Origin of the sequence: Acidovorax sp. HDW3, assembly GCF_011303755.1 — a bacterium.
Taxonomy (GTDB): Bacteria; Pseudomonadota; Gammaproteobacteria; order Burkholderiales; family Burkholderiaceae_C; genus Paenacidovorax.
The window spans coordinates 1,471,723-1,486,557 of record NZ_CP049885.1 but is presented as its reverse complement, the minus strand read 5'-3'; the positions used below and the strand labels follow the sequence as shown (position 1 = coordinate 1,486,557).

The following is a 14,835-nucleotide window of genomic DNA, read 5'->3' as shown; positions in this document are numbered from 1 at the left end:
TTTACCATGGAATTTCCAAATCCTAGGGTTTACCCGAATTCCACCTTTGTGCTATGTGGCAAGAAAAAATCCGCCACGCCCTGAGGCGGTGGCGGATTGTTTTGTCTGCTCTTTATTTGATAGCTGCTGACGCACTACCAGAAAGGTTTCAGCGTTGCTTTAAAGCCCCAAAACCTTGGCCACGTAGTCGGCGTCCTTGTCGCCCCGGCCCGAGAGGTTGACCAGGATGTGTTGCTCGGCCCCCAGGGTGGGGGCCTTGCGCATGGCCCAGGCGACGGCGTGGGCGCTCTCGAGGGCCGGGATGATGCCCTCCACGCGCGACAGGCGCATGAAGGCATCGAGGCATTCTTGGTCCGTCACGCTCTCGTACTGCACGCGGCCGGTGTCCTTCAAATAGCTGTGCTGCGGCCCGACGCCGGGGTAGTCCAGGCCCGAGGCAATGCTGTGCACGGCTGCGGGTTCGCCCGCAGCGTTCTCCAGCACGTAGCACTTCATGCCGTGGATGGCGCCGGGTTTGCCCACCGACAAGGTGGCGGCGTGGCGCCCAGGCTTGTCCACGCCTTCGCCAGCGGGCTCCACGCCCACCAGCTGCACGTCGGCGTCATCGAGGAAGGCGGTGAACAGCCCCATGGCGTTGGAGCCGCCACCGACGCAGGCGGTGGCGTAGTCCGGCAGGCGGCCGTGCTTGGCCAGGAACTGCGCGCGCGCCTCGCGGCCGATGATGCTTTGAAAGTCGCGCACCATCATCGGGAAGGGGTGCGGGCCGACGACCGAGCCGATGGCGTAGAGGTAGTCCTGGGGGTTGGTGAGGTATTCGTCAAAAGCGCTGTCCACCGCCTCTTTGAGCGTGGCTGCGCCGCGTGTGACGGGCACCAGCTTGCAGCCCAGGATGCGCATCTTGGTGACGTTGGGGTGCTCTTTCTCGATATCGACCTGGCCCATGTGGATCTCGCACGGGATGCCCACCAGCGCGCAGGCCGTGGCCAGCGCCACGCCGTGCTGGCCGGCGCCGGTTTCGGCAATCACCTTTTTCTTGCCCATGAACTTGGCCAAGAGCGCCTCGCCCAGGCAGTGGTTGATCTTGTGCGCGCCCGTGTGGTTGAGGTCCTCGCGCTTCAAGTGGATCTGCGCGCCGCCGAGCTGCGCTGAGAGGCGCTTGGCATGAAAAATCGGGCTGGGCCGGCCGACGTAGTCGGCAAACAGCTGCGAGAGCTCGTCTTGAAAATCTGCACGCTGCGCGATGGCAGCGTAGGCGGCGCTGATGTCGTCCATGGCCTGCTTGAGGTGCGGTGGCACCAGCTGGCCTCCGTAGGGGCCAAAGAAACCGTCGGTATCGGGCATGGGGGCGAAGGCAGTGGGGTGGCTCATGGCGGCAGTAAATTTTCCAAACAATGTTACAAATTAATGTTACAAATCAATGTCAAAAATGATAGCTGCTGGCGCTTGACTGGTAAGGGCAAGCTTCAGTTCAAGTGCACCAAGTTTCAGTGTAGCGGATGATCAGTCAGCGCTTTTTCCTTGGCTGGTGTGTTGCAGCCAGGCCACCAGGGCATCGAGCGGCATGGGGCGGGCAAAGTGGTAGCCCTGCGCCAGGGTGCAGCCCAGCTGCTGCAGGCGCGCGCCCTGCGCGGCGGTTTCCACGCCTTCGGCAATCACCTGGCGGCCAAAGGATTGCGCCAGGCCGATCACGCTTTGCACGATGGCCAGGTCGCCGGGGTCGGTGAGCATGTCGCGCACAAAGCTTTGGTCGATTTTGAGCAGGTCCAGCGGCAGGTGGCGCAGGTACGACAGCGAGGAGTAGCCGGTGCCAAAGTCGTCGAGCGCTATGCGCACGCCCAGCTGGCGCAGCTCGGTCAGCTCGGTGGTCAGGGCGTCGAGGTCGTAGAGCGCGGCGCTTTCGGTGATTTCGATCTCCAGCCAGCTGGCGTCGAGCTGCGGGTGGCCGTCGAGCAGGGCGCGCAGCGCGCGTGTAAAGCCCGGCTGCTGCACGTGCTGGGCGGCAATGTTGACGGCCAGGCGCAGCGTCAGCCCCTGGCGCTGCAGCTGTGCGCAGTGGCGCAGGGCCTCGGCGCAGGCCCATTGGCCAAATTCAATTTCCAGCGTCGTGCCTTCGATGGCGGGCAGAAAATGCGCCGGACTGAGCAGGCCGCGCTCGGGGTGCTGCCAGCGCGCCAGGCATTCGGCGCCCACCACGGCGCCGCTGGCCATGTCGATTTGCGGCTGCAGGTGGAGCACGAACTCGCCGCGCGCGAGCGCCTGGCGCAGCTGCTCGCCCTGGGCCTGCTGTTCGCGCTGGCTGCGCGCCTGCAGGGCGTCAAAGCCGTGAAAGCGGTTGCGCCCGGCTTGCTTGGCCTGGTACATGGCCTGGTCGGCGTGGCGCAGCAAGGTGTCGGCGTCGGCATCGTCCTCGGGGTAGAGGGTGTAGCCGATGCTGGCGGTGATGGTCACGCGCTCGGTATCCAGGGTGTAGGGCGTGGCCAGGCGCTGCATGAGCTGCTGCAGCTTGTGCTCGCAGTCGCTGCGCGTGCCCAGGCCGGGCAGCAAGATGACGAATTCATCCCCGCCCAGGCGCGCCACGCAGTCGCTGCTGCGCAGGCTGCGCGCCATGCGGGCGCCGGCGGCGATGAGCAGGCGGTCGCCCGCCTCGTGCCCCAGACGGTCGTTGATGGGCTTGAAGCCGTCGAGATCGAGGTAGGCCACGCCCAGCAGCTGGCCGGCCTGGCGGGCCTGGGCCATGGCGTCTTGCAGGCGCTGCGCCAGCTGCACGCGGTTGGGCAGGCCGGTGAGGGGGTCGAAATGCGCCAGGTGCTGCAGCTGCTCCTGGCGCTGCTTGTGTTCGGTGATGTCCTGGGCCGAGAACAGCCAGCAAGGCTCGTCGTAGTAATCCAGGCGGCGCAGCGACTGCAGCAGGGTGCGCACCTGGCCGTCGCGCCGGCGCAGCTTGATTTCGTAGTTCGACAAGGTATCGCCCTGGCCCAGGGCGGCGAGCATTTGCGCGCGGTCTTCGGGGGTGAAGAAACCCAGCTCCACCGAGCCATGGCCCATGGCCTCGGCCGCGCTGTAGCCGGTCAGGGCCTCCCAGGCGGGGTTGACGTATTGGTAATGCCCGTCGCCGCAGTGCACCATGCCCATGGGCTGCTCCACGAGCTGGAAGATGCGCGTGAAATGCTCCTCGGACTGGCGCAGCTGCACTTCGGCGAGCTTGTAGTCGTTGATGTCCTGCATCACGCCGCGCACGCGCTGCAGGCGCCCGTTTTCCACCACCGGTTCGCCGTGGGCACGCACCCAGATGAGTTCGCCGTCGCTGCGCACGATTTGCAGCTCCATCGACCAGTCCAGGCCAAAGCGCAGGCAGTCGGTGAGCTTGTCGCGCAGCGCCTGGCGCCAGGGCAGGGCGACGTGGGTGCTGGTGTAGTGGCGTGGCAGCGGCGCGCCCAGGGGCAGGCCGTGGATGGCGTAGCACATGTCCGACCAGTAAATGATGCCCTGGTTTGGCGTCAGCTCCCAGGTGCCCAGGCGTGCCAGGCGCCCGGCCTGCAGCAGCAGGCTGTTGAAGGCTTGTAGTTCCTCTTGCTGCTTGCGCCGGCGCGTCACGTCTTTGGTCAGGCCGACGATGCGCAGCGGCTGGCCTTTGGCATCGCGCTCGGCTACGCGCCCGCGCGATGCAATCCAGTGCCACTGCCCCTGCAGGTCGCGGATGCGCCCTTCGCTGGCGTAGTTCTCCTCAAAACCGGCGCGCACGCGCTGCAGATAGTCTTTCAGGCGCCCGGCATCGTCGGGGTGGCGCAGGCTGTCCCAGTAGCGGTGCACCTGCTCGGGCGGCTGCTCAAAAACGCCAAACGGGCGGTAGAACGCGCCGGCAAACTGCAGCTGGCGCCGCACCACGTCCCACTGCCAATAGCCGCAGCCCATGGCTTGCATGGCGTGCAGCACATCGGGGGGCAGTAGCAGGGGAGCAACAGAATCAGGCATAGAGGGTGAGTGTATGGGGATGTAAAGACCATTGCGGGCCGCTGCACTGCGGAGATTCCCCTGGTCGTGCCGGGGGCGCTCCTACAATCGCCCCCAGCTTTTTTACAGAGGATTTTTCCCGTGCAGCTGTCCCCCGCCATCTTCAAAGCCTACGACATCCGGGGCATAGTCCCCAGCACCTTGAACGAGGACGTGGCCCTGGGCCTGGGCCGCGCTTTTGGAGCTGCCGCACGCGCTGCGGGCGAGCAGGTGGTGGCCGTGGGGCGCGATGGGCGCCTGTCGGGCCCGGCGCTGTCGGCAGCGCTGATCCAGGGCCTGGTGGAGGCGGGGGTGGAGGTGATAGACATTGGCCTGTGCACCACGCCTATGCTCTACTTTGCGGCCAGCACGCTGTGCACCAGCGGCATCCAGATCACCGGCAGCCACAACCCCAAGGACTACAACGGCTTCAAGATGGTGCTCGCCGGCCGCGCCATCTACGGCGAGGACATCCAGCAGCTGCGCCGCACCATGCAGGACGAGAGCTGGCAGCTGGCCCCCGGTGGCCGCGTGCGCCAGGCCGATGTGCTGCCCGCCTACGCAGAGCGCATCACCACCGATGTGAAGCTGGCGCGCCCCATGAAAATCGTCGTCGATTGCGGCAACGGCGTTGCCGGCGCCTCGGCCCCGGCCATCTTCCGCGCCCTGGGCTGCGAGGTGATCGAGCTGTTCTCCGAGGTGGACGGCAACTTCCCCCACCACCACCCCGACCCGAGCAAGCCCGAGAACCTGCGCGACCTCATCGCCGCCTTGCAAGGCAGCGACGCCGAACTGGGCCTGGCCTTTGACGGTGACGGCGACCGCCTGGGCATCGTCACCAAGGATGGGCAAAACATCTTCCCCGACCGCCAGCTGGTGCTGTTTGCGCAAGACGTGCTGCAGCGCGTGCCTGGCGGCACCATCTTGTTTGACGTCAAATGCACGCAGCAGCTGGCCCCCGCCATTGCCGCCGCTGGTGGCGTGCCGCTGATGTACAAAACCGGCCACTCGCTCATCAAGGCGCGCATGAAAGAGGTCGATTCGCCCCTGGGCGGCGAGATGAGCGGCCATATCTTCTTCAAGGAGCGCTGGTACGGCTTTGACGACGGCACCTACGCCGGCTGCCGCCTGCTTGAAATTGTCAGCCGCCACGCCGACCCCAGCGCCGTGCTCCACCAGCTGCCCAGCAGCTGCAGCACGCCCGAGCTGAACGTGGCCTGCGAAGAGGGCGAGCCGCACCGCCTCACCGCCGAGCTGCAGGCGCTGGCTGCGGGCAGCTTTGCCGCGCCGGCGCAGGTCAACACCATCGACGGCCTGCGCGTGGACTGGCCCGATGGCTTTGGCCTGATCCGCGCCAGCAACACCACGCCCGTGCTGGTGCTGCGCTTTGAGGGCCACACCCCCGAGGCCCTGGCGCGCATCCAGGCGCAGATGCTGGCGCTGCTCGAACGCGTCAAGCCCGGCGCGCAGCCGGGCAGCGCCGCGCATTGATACGCGCCGTGCGCTGGCTCTATAGCGCCCTGGCCTGGGCCGCCCAGCCGCTGCTGCGGCGCAAGCTGCGCCGGCGTGCCCTGGCCGAGCCCGGCTACGCCCATGCGGTGGAGGAGCGCTTTGGCCACTACCACACGGCCCCCACCGCAGCCCCAGATGCGCGCCCGCTGCTGTGGCTGCACGCCGTCTCGCTGGGCGAGACGCGCGCCGCTGCCATCTTGCTGCAGGCCCTGCGCGCTCAGTGGCCAGACATGCGCCTGCTGCTCACCCACGGCACGGCCACCGGGCGGGCCGAAGGCGCCAAGCTGCTGCAGCCGGGCGATGTGCAGGCCTGGCTGCCCTGGGACACGCCGGGCGCGGTGCGGCGCTTTTTGCGCCACTTTCGCCCCCAGATCGGCGTGCTGCTGGAGACTGAGGTCTGGCCCAACCTCATCGCCGCCTGCCACGCCCAGGGCCTGCCGCTGGTGCTGGCCAATGCGCGCCTGAACGAGCGCTCGCTGCGCCAGGCCCAGCGCCTGGGCTGGCTTGCGCGCCCGGCCTACCGCCGCCTGGCGGCCGTCTGGGCACAAACCGAGGCTGACGCCGCCCGCCTGCGCCTGCTGGGCGCGCCGGTGCAAGGGGTGTTTGGCAACATCAAGTTTGACGTGCAGCCCGACAGCGCCCAGCTGGCGCAGGGCCGCCGCTGGCGCGCGCAGCAGCCGCGCCCGGTGCTGCTGCTGGCGAGCACGCGCGAGGGCGAAGAGGCGCTGTGGCTTCAGGCTTTAGAGCAAAAAAGGAAAGAAGCGCTTGCCAGGCAAGCGTCAGCAGCTCCTGATTTGATAGCTAATTCAAGCGCTGATTGGATGGTTGATGGCGCGGTGCAATGGCTGCTCGTACCGCGCCACCCGCAGCGCTTTGACGAGGTGGCGGCGCTCTTGCAGGCTGCTGGCCTGAGCGTGTCGCGGCGCAGCCAGTGGGGCGATGCGCCCGCGCCCGCCGACGTCTGGCTCGGCGACAGTCTGGGCGAGATGCCGCTGTACTACGGCCTGGCCGATGCCGCACTGCTCGGCGGCAGCTTTGCCCCCCTGGGCGGACAGAACCTGATCGAGGCCGCCGCCTGCGCCTGCCCGCTGCTGCTGGGCCCGCACACCTTCAACTTTGCCCAGGCGGCAGAAGATGCCTGTGCCGCCGGCGCCGCGCAGCGCGTGGCCGACATGGGCGCTGCCCTGAGCGCGGCCGAGCGCTGGCTGCAAAACGACGCTGCCCTGGCCCAGGCGCGCCAGGCCGCGCAAAGCTTTGCCCAGGCGCACCGGGGCGCGGCGGCGGCAACGGCGCAGGCGGTACGGCTTGCGTTACGTAACAAATCGGCTGAAAACGCTTGATAATTCAGCGTCAGGCGCTATAAAAAATAGAGCAAAATAGCCGCCCTGGGCCTTTTTTTCAACCATGATTGCGATTTATCTCATCTCTGCCGTCACCCTGGCTGTGCTGGGAATTGCTTTCCTGATTTGCTGGAACGCCGCGCGCATGAACCAGGCAGCGCTGCTGTGGGGTGTGGCGCATCTGGCGCTGGCTGGGGCCTCGTACCTGGGCTACCGCTTTCAGCTCGAAGGCCTGCCGTTGGCTGGGCTGCTGTCCACGGTGCTGACGGCGCTGTTCCTGGTCTGCCTGCATGGCGCTACCGAGGCCATGCGTGCGCGACCGCTCGGGCTGCGTACGCTGGGGTTGCGCACCTTGGGCGTGGCGCTGCTGATTGCAGTGGTCGGGTTTGCGGGTGATCAGATGGCCGGGCGCTTGCTAGTGATGGTGCTCATGCAGCTGACCTACGGCGCCACGGCCTTGTTTCTTTGGCGTATGCAGGAGCGCCTGGCCGGTGCGGCGCTGGCCTTCAAGGCGCTGAGTTATCTGCTGTATCTGGCCGAGCTGCAGGCCGTGGGGACGCCGTTTCAGAGCCTGCACCTGCTTTGGGTGGGGTGGTTGTCGAACCTGCTGCTGGGCCTGGTGCTCATCGACCTGGCGATTCGCCTGGCGCAGCAGCGCTTGAACAACGTCCTCAAATACCTGCCCGATCCGCTGGTGGCGCGCAATCTCCAAGGGCAGGTGGTGTTTTGCAACGAGCGTTTTGCCCAGCTCGCGGGGGCGGCCTCGCCCGCAGCGCTGGTAGGGCAAAAAGTTCCGTTGCTGGCGCGGGAGGAGATGGAGGCCGATGCGGTGATGCACAAGATCACCGCCATGGTGCAGGCTGCCAATCTGGACGAAACCATCCGCCTTGAGCGCCAGATCGAGCCTGTGCAGGGCGCATCCTTTCCGGCGGAGTTGCTGTTCTCGAGTTACACCAACCTGGGTGCACCCGTGGTGCTGTGCCAAATCCGTGACCTGAGCGAGCACAAGCGTGCCGAACAAGAGCGTTTGCGCCAGGCCAATACCGACCCGCTCACCGGGCTGGCCAACCGCGCTTTTTTGCTGCAGCAGCTCGATGCCGTGCTCTGGGTGGCGCAGCGCCAGGGTACGGGCTGTGCGGTGCTGCTGCTCGACCTCGATCACTTCAAAAAAATCAACGACAGCCTGGGCCACGCCCGTGGCGATGAGGTGCTGCGCCACATGGCCGCGCTGCTGCAGGGCCAGGTGCAAGAGGGCGACTTGCTCGCCCGCGTCAGTGGTGATGAATTTGTGCTGGTGCTGACCGCGCTGGCACCGCACAGCGGCATTTTGCAGGTGGAGGCCCGGGCGCAGGCCTTGCTGGCACGGCTGCGCCAGCACATGACGGAGGAGGGCGGAGAGTACCCGCTGGACGCCAGCATTGGCATTGCCTTGAGCCATGGCGGCGCGCTGGATCAGGGGGCAACGCTGCTGCAGCAGGCCGAGGTGGCCATGTACGAAGCCAAGGGCCGGGGGCGCGGCAGCTGGTGTTTTTTTGACAGCACCATGGATACCCGCCTGGCCGAATCGCTGCGCCTGGAAGCGGCGCTGCGCCTGGCGATTGCCCACCACGAGCTGCAGCTGCATTACCAGCCAATCTACGCTGCCGCCAGTGGCCAGCTGGCCAAGGTGGAGGCGCTCGTGCGCTGGCACAACCCGCAGCTGGGCTGGGTCTCGCCAGCGCGCTTCATTCCGTTGGCTGAAGAATCCGCCCTGATCCTCGATATTGGCCAATGGGTGCTCGATGAGGCGCTGCGCCAGCTGGCGCAGTGGCGCACCGAGAGTGGCAGCGCGCCGGTGATGAGCATCAACGTCTCGGCGCGCCAGTTTGCCCAGCCAGGGTTTGAGGAGCGCCTGTGGAGCGGCTTGCAGCGCCACGGCCTGCCGCCAGCGAGCATCGAGCTGGAGCTGACCGAAACCCTGCTCGTCGGCCAGGACGATGGCGTGGGCGGTTTGTTGCAGCGCCTGCACACGGCGGGCGTGGGCCTGTCGCTCGACGACTTTGGCACCGGCTACTCGTCGCTGAGCTACTTGGCGCATTTCCGCCTGCACACGGTCAAAATCGACCGCAGCTTCGTCATGAATTTGCAAGAGGGCAGCCGCAACCACAGCCTGGTGCGCGCCATCATCGCCATGGCGCACAGCCTGCACCTGAAAGTGGTGGCCGAGGGCGTGGAGTCGGCGCAGCAGCGCGCCATCTTGCAGGCCGAGGGCTGCGACTTTCTGCAAGGTTATTTGCTCGGCCGCCCCATGCCGCTGCAGGAGCTGCGCCGCCACCCGGCGCAGCTGGCGAGTGAGTGAGGCGAATTAAGGCGCCAGCAAGGCGTTGATGGCGTTCAGGTCTGACAGCTGCAGCGTGCCCGCCGCCTGGCGCAGCTTGAGCTGGCCCATGAGCAGGTTGTAGCGCGCCACGGCCAGGTCGCGCTTGGTTTCAAACAGCTGGCTTTGGGCGTTGAGCACGTCGATGTTGATGCGCACGCCCACCTGGTAGCCCATCTGGTTGGCTTCGAGCGCGCTCTGGCTGGAGGCTTCTGCCGCTTCCAGGGCCTGCACCTGGCCGGCGCCCGACTGCAGGCCGAAAAACGCCGTGCGCGTGCCCTGGGCGGTGCTGCGGCGGGCGTTTTCCAGGTCGGCACGGGCTTTTTCTTCCAGCGCCAGGGTTTCTTGCACCCGGTTTTGCACGGCAAAACCGGCAAACAGCGGCAGGTTCAGCGCCACGCCCACGCTGGCGGTGTTGGTGCCCATGTTGACCCCCGGAACCGTGGGCGTGCCCTTGGGGTAGCGATCGACCTTGTAGCCCGCTTGCAGGTCGAGCGTGGGCAGGTGGCCGGTGCGCGCTTTTTGGGTTTCGAGCTGGGCCACGTCCAGCGCCAGCTGCGCCTGGCGCACCAGGGGCTGCAGGTCTTGCGATTTTTGTACCCAGTCATCGACCGCGCCCAGCGCCTGGGGTGGCAGGCGCACGGGCTGCTGCAGGGGCTGGGGTGCGACGCCGCTTTTACCCACCACCTGGTCGAGCGCCAGGCGCTTGACTTGCAGGTCATTGGCAGCGGCGATTTCTTTGGCGCTCACCAGGTCGTGGCGGGCCTGGGCTTCGCGCTGGTCGGTGATGGTGCTGGTGCCGACTTCAAAATTGCGCTGCGCCGCTGCCAGCTGCTCGGCCACGGCGACTTTTTGTGCCCGCACGAAGGCCAGGGTGTCTTGCGCGGCGAGAACGTCAAAGTAGGCCTGGCTCACGCGCACCAGCAGGTCTTGCTGCGCGCCGTCGAGCTGCGCCTGCGCCACCTCGATGCCGCGCTGGCCCTGCTCGTAGCCGATGCGGTTGGCCGGGCGGTACAGCGGCTGCGAGGCGGCGAGCATCAGGTTGCGGTTAGGGGTATCGAGCGTCAGGTTGCCGGGGGTGATCTCGCTGCGCGCCTGCGTCACGCCGGCGCTTACGCCCACCGTGGGCAGCAAGCCGGCGCGGGCCTGGCCGGCGCGGCTGGTGGCGGCGTCGAGCTGCGCGCGCGCTGCCTGCCAGGCTGCGTCGTAGCCCTGCGCCTGTTCCACCAGGGCCAGCAGGCTTTGGGCTTGTGCGGGGCCTGCCAATGCGGCCCCCAGGGCCAGGGCAAGGGGGAGGCGGCGGAGCAAGGTCATGGCGAAGGCTTTCGAACGAATGAAAAATCAGTAGCGCGGCACCTGCGGCGCGAGTTCCTGGGCCCAGGCGTCGATGCCGCCGGCGACGTTGGCGAGCTGGTCAAAGCCGTGCTGCTGCAGGTAGTAGGCGACCTGCATACTGCGCCCGCCGTGGTGGCACAGGCAGGCGATGGGGCGCTCGGCCCCCAGCTCGGCCAGGCGCAGCGGCACGCTGGCCATGGGCATGTGCACAAAGTCGGCGCCCTCGGCGCGCACGCTGGCGGTCTGCAGCTCCCAGGGCTCGCGCACGTCCAGCAGCAGGGGCTGCTGGCCGCTGTCGGCCTGTGCCTGGGCCAGCCAGGCGGCCAGCTCGGTGGGGCGGATTTGCGCAATCATGGCCGGGGCTCAGAACTGAAAGCGCGAGGGCTCGGCAAAGCCTTGCAGGCGTGCTGCCACGGTGTCCCAGGGCTGGCTGGACTCGAACTGCGCGCCGTTGCGGCGCACGATGGTGGTGCGCATCATGGGCTGCTGGCCGACGATGGCGGCCAGGCGCCCGCCGTCGGCGAGCAGGTCGAGCAGGCGCTGCGGCACCTCGGCCACCGAGCCGCTGAGGACGATGACGTCGAACGGGCCGTCCGGAATGGGGTCGGTGGCGCCATTGGCCTGGCGCACGTCGGCGTTCTGGATGCCGGCGCGGGCCAGATTCTCGCGTGCCATTTGCGCCAGGGCGGGGTGGGTTTCGAGGCTGACCACGCGCTCGGCACGGCCGGCGAGCAGGGCGGCCATGTAGCCCGAGCCGGCGCCGATTTCGAGCACGCGCTCGCCCGGCTGCACCTGCAGGTCATTGAGCAGGCGCGCTTCGATCTTGGGGGCCAACATGCAGTGGCCGTCGCGCAGCGCGGCATCGGTGTCGGGCAGCAGCGGGATCTCCATATCGACGAAGGCCATGGCGCGGTAGGCGGCGGGCACGAAGTCCTCGCGCGGGATGCGCGAGAGCAGCTCCAGCACCTCGATGTCGGAGACGTTCCAGGGGCGGATTTGCTGCTCCACCATGTGGTAGCGGGCTACGGTGGTGGGGTCGTTGCTGGCGGTGGTGTTCAGGGGCAGGGCCATGGAATTCTCCGGGTAGAGGGGCAGGGGAGTGGGTGTTCTGGACAAACGGGCAAGTTTAATGGCGCTGGGCGCCGCCGGGCGCAAAACGCCGGCGGGCCCATTGCGCCAGATCGTCCATGTAGCAGTACACCACCGGCACCACGACCAGGGTCAGCAGCGAGGAGGTGATGACGCCGCCGATCACCGCCTGCCCCATGGGCGCGCGCTGCTCGGAGCCTTCGCTGAGCGCAAAGGCCAGCGGCACCATGCCGAAGATCATGGCCAGCGTGGTCATGAGGATGGGGCGCAGGCGCACGCGCGCGGCTTGCAGCAGGGCTTCGTTGCGGGGCAGGCCGGGCACAGTGCGACCGGTGTCGTCGGTGTGCTCCTCGCGGGCGCGGATGGCAAAGTCCACCAGCAAGATGGCGTTCTTGGTCACCAGGCCCATGAGCATGACGACGCCGATGATGGAGAACATGGACAGCGCCGAGCCGAACATGAGCAGCGCCAGCACCACGCCGATGAGCGTCAGCGGCAGCGCCGTCATCAGCGCCAGCGGCTGCAAAAAGCTTTTGAACTGACTCGCCAGGATCATGTAGATGAAGACGATGGCCAGCACCAGCGCCGAGAGCGCGTAGCCGAACGATTCCTGCATGTTCTTGGTCGAGCCGCCGAACTGGTAGCGGTAGCCGGGTGGGAACACCACGGTGTCGAGCGCGCGGCGGATGTCGGCCGAGATTTCGCCCACCGAGCGCGCGTCGGCGTTGCCGCTGATGGCCACTTCGCGCATCAGGTCGCGGCGGTTGATCTGGTTGCTGCCGGTGCTCTCGTACACCTCGGCCACCTGGTTCAGGCGCACGATGCGGCTGCTGCCGTCGGCGCCCGTGAGGGCAAAGGGCAGGCGTTCGAGGTCTTGCGGCTGGCGCCGCGCGTCGGGCGCCAGGCGCACGTTGACGTCGTAGGTCTGGTCGTCGGCAGCGCGCCAGTTGCCCACCGTCTGGCCGGCGATCAGGGTGCGCAGCTGCGTGCCCAGGCCGGCGACGGACAGGCCCAGGTCGGAGGCCGCGTCGCGGTGCACGGCGATGTCGATCACCGGCTTGTCGGGCTTGAGGCTCGAATCGAGATCGACCAGGCCAGGAATGCGCTGCAGCTGGGCCTGAACCTGGCCGTTGAGGCGTTCGAGTTCCTTCAGGTCCGGGCCCTGGAGGTAAAACTCGATCTGCTTTTGCTGCCCCACCGGGTCGAGCAGGCCGACGTGGGTGACGGTGATGCCGGGCACGGCGCGCAGCTGCGCGCGCAGCACGGCCGACATGGCATCGACGTTGCGCTGGCGCTGCGTGCGATCGACCAGGCGCACGTAAACGCTGGCGTAAATTTTGCCTTGGGCGCTGCCGGTGTTGATGGTGGTGAGGGTGTAGCGCACCTCGGGCAGTTCGCGCACCAGCGCTTCGACCTGGCGCGCCTTGGCCTCGGTGGCTTCGAGCGAGGAGCCCACCGGGGTGTAGAAGTTGATCATGGTCTCGGAGTAGTCCGCCTTGGGCACGAACTCCGTGCCCAGCAGCGGCACCATGAACACACTGCTGACGAACACCGCCAGTGCCAGGGCTATGGTGGCTATTTTGTGCGCCAGCGACCAGCGCAGGATGTGCTGGTAAACGCCCGCCAGGCGCTCGGTGGCGTCGTCGAACCAGCCGGTGACGCGGCCAATGGTGCGGTCGTACAGGCTGCGCGGCCCGCTGCTGCGCGCGCCGTGGGCGTGGATGCTGGGGTCGTGCCAGACGGACGAGAGCATGGGGTCGAGCGTGAAGCTGACGAACATCGAGATCAGCACGGCGGCGACGATGGTGATGCCGAACTCGTGGAAGAACTTGCCGATGATGCCCTGCATGAAGCCAATGGGCAGGAACACGGCGACGATGGACAGCGTGGTCGCCAGCACCGCCAGGCCGATTTCCTGCGTGCCGTCCATGGCCGCCTGGTAGGCGCCCTTGCCCATCTGCACGTGGCGCACGATGTTCTCGCGCACGACGATGGCGTCGTCGATCAGCAGACCGACGCACAGCGACAAGGCCATGAGCGTGATCATGTTGACCGTAAAGCCAAACCAGTGCATGAAGAAAAAGGTGCCGATGAGCGCAATCGGCAGCGTCAGCCCGGTGATGACGGTCGAGCGCCAGGAGTTGAGGAACAGGAACACGATCAGCACCGTCAGCAGCGCGCCTTCGACCAGGGTCTGGCTGACGTTATCGACGGCGACGCGGATCGGGCGCGAGCTGTCGCTCACGGGCTCCAGGCGCACGCCCGGGGGCAGTTCGGTCTGCATCTGCGCGATGGCGCGGTTGAGGCCATCGACGACTTCGATGGTGTTCTCGTCCTGCGACTTTTGCACCGACAGCAGCAGCGTGCGCGCGCCGTTGTAGAGCGCCAGGCTCTCCACCTCCTGCGCGCCGTCGTGCACCTGCGCCAGCTGCTCCAGGCGGATGGCGGCGCCGTTCTTGCGCGCGACGATGATGCGGCCAAAGTCCTCGGGGCGCTGCATCCGGGCGTCGATCTGCACCACGCGCTCTTGCGCCAGCGAGCGCACGGCGCCCAGCGGCAGGTCTTGGTTCTCGCGCTGCACGGCGCTGGCGACCTGGTCGGCGCTGATGCCAAAGGCTTCGAGCGCTTGGGGGTCGAGGTAGATGTTGATCTCGCGCTTGGTGGCGCCCACCAGGTTGACCGCGCCCACGCCGCGCACGTTTTCCAGGCGCTTTTTCAGCACCTGGTCGGCCCAACTGGTGAGCTCGACCGCGCTCAAGGGGTGGGCGGCGTCGGGCAGCACGGCCAGGGTCCAGACGGGGCGGCTGGCGGGATCGAAGCGCACCACGCGCGGCTCCTTGACCTCGGTGCGCAGGTTCGGGCGCACGGTGGCCACCTTCTCGCGCACGTCGTCGGCGGCCTTGCGGCCGTCGATGTGCAGCTCAAACTCGACGATGGTGACGGAGCTGCTCTCGTAGCTGCGCGAGGTCACGGCCTTGATGCCGGCGACGGAGTTCACCGCCTCCTCGATCTTTTTCGTCACCTCGCTCTCGACGATCTCGGGCGAGGCGCCGGGGTAGTCCACCATCACCACCACCACGGGGAAGTCGATGTTGGGGAACTGATCGACCTTGAGCCGCTGCAGCGCAAACAGGCCGAGCACGACGAAGGCAAGCATCACCATGGTGGCGAACACCGGGTTGCGCAGGCTGACTTTGGTAAACCACATGGCGG

Annotated in this window: 9 protein-coding genes; 3 read left to right on the top strand and 6 right to left on the bottom strand. The window is 67.2% G+C overall.

Annotated elements, in window-relative coordinates:
• Nucleotides 1-159: 159 nt before the first annotated feature.
• Nucleotides 160-1,368, bottom strand: coding sequence for a tryptophan synthase subunit beta (trpB, locus tag G7045_RS06620; protein ID WP_166158905.1), 1,209 nt, complete (start codon nucleotides 1,366-1,368; stop codon nucleotides 160-162).
• A 132-nt stretch (nucleotides 1,369-1,500) separates the two neighbouring features.
• Entirely contained in the window at nucleotides 1,501-3,972 is a 2,472-nt protein-coding gene (locus G7045_RS06615) for an EAL domain-containing protein (RefSeq protein ID WP_166158904.1), read from the bottom strand.
• Between the two features lie 120 nt (nucleotides 3,973-4,092).
• Between G7045_RS06615 and G7045_RS06610 the strand changes: the two genes are divergently transcribed.
• The 3 genes from G7045_RS06610 (at nucleotide 4,093) to G7045_RS06600 (ending at nucleotide 9,180) form a co-directional block, all read left to right on the top strand.
• Nucleotides 4,093-5,481, top strand: a complete 1,389-nt coding sequence (locus tag G7045_RS06610; RefSeq protein ID WP_166158903.1) for a phosphomannomutase/phosphoglucomutase — start codon at nucleotides 4,093-4,095, stop codon at nucleotides 5,479-5,481.
• Nucleotides 5,481-6,842 (top strand): 3-deoxy-D-manno-octulosonic acid transferase, encoded by a 1,362-nt coding sequence (locus G7045_RS06605; protein WP_166160378.1) that lies wholly within the window; start codon nucleotides 5,481-5,483, stop codon nucleotides 6,840-6,842. Before G7045_RS06610 ends, G7045_RS06605 begins: the two co-directional genes overlap by 1 nt.
• Before the next feature lie 64 nt (nucleotides 6,843-6,906).
• The gene (locus G7045_RS06600) at nucleotides 6,907-9,180 is read left to right on the top strand and encodes a bifunctional diguanylate cyclase/phosphodiesterase (RefSeq protein WP_166158902.1); all 2,274 of its coding nucleotides are present in this window, start codon (nucleotides 6,907-6,909) and stop codon (nucleotides 9,178-9,180) included.
• Between the two features lie 6 nt (nucleotides 9,181-9,186).
• Here G7045_RS06600 and G7045_RS06595 read toward each other — a convergent pair whose 3' ends face one another.
• From G7045_RS06595 to G7045_RS06580, 4 genes are read right to left on the bottom strand one after another with little or no spacing between them, the layout of a single operon-like run.
• Nucleotides 9,187-10,512 (bottom strand): TolC family outer membrane protein, encoded by a 1,326-nt coding sequence (locus tag G7045_RS06595; protein WP_166158901.1) that lies wholly within the window; start codon nucleotides 10,510-10,512, stop codon nucleotides 9,187-9,189.
• Nucleotides 10,513-10,539: 27 nt separating this feature from the next.
• Nucleotides 10,540-10,887 (bottom strand): rhodanese-like domain-containing protein, encoded by a 348-nt coding sequence (locus tag G7045_RS06590; RefSeq protein WP_166158900.1) that lies wholly within the window; start codon nucleotides 10,885-10,887, stop codon nucleotides 10,540-10,542.
• A 9-nt stretch (nucleotides 10,888-10,896) separates the two neighbouring features.
• Entirely contained in the window at nucleotides 10,897-11,604 is a 708-nt protein-coding gene (locus G7045_RS06585; protein ID WP_166158899.1) for a protein-L-isoaspartate O-methyltransferase, read from the bottom strand.
• A 55-nt stretch (nucleotides 11,605-11,659) separates the two neighbouring features.
• A complete protein-coding gene (locus G7045_RS06580; protein ID WP_166158898.1) occupies nucleotides 11,660-14,830 on the bottom strand; it encodes an efflux RND transporter permease subunit in 3,171 nt (1,056 codons plus the stop codon).
• Nucleotides 14,831-14,835 lie beyond the last annotated feature (5 nt).

Coding starts and splice junctions, on each gene's coding strand:
- G7045_RS06590 (WP_166158900.1), bottom strand. CDS start 10,887: ATGATTGCGCAAATCCGCCCCACCGAGCTGGCCGCCTGGCTGGCCCAG.
- G7045_RS06595 (WP_166158901.1), bottom strand. CDS start 10,512: ATGACCTTGCTCCGCCGCCTCCCCCTTGCCCTGGCCCTGGGGGCCGCA.
- G7045_RS06580 (WP_166158898.1), bottom strand. CDS start 14,830: ATGTGGTTTACCAAAGTCAGCCTGCGCAACCCGGTGTTCGCCACCATG.
- trpB (WP_166158905.1), bottom strand. CDS start 1,368: ATGAGCCACCCCACTGCCTTCGCCCCCATGCCCGATACCGACGGTTTC.
- G7045_RS06600 (WP_166158902.1), top strand. CDS start 6,907: ATGATTGCGATTTATCTCATCTCTGCCGTCACCCTGGCTGTGCTGGGA.
- G7045_RS06615 (WP_166158904.1), bottom strand. CDS start 3,972: ATGCCTGATTCTGTTGCTCCCCTGCTACTGCCCCCCGATGTGCTGCAC.
- G7045_RS06585 (WP_166158899.1), bottom strand. CDS start 11,604: ATGGCCCTGCCCCTGAACACCACCGCCAGCAACGACCCCACCACCGTA.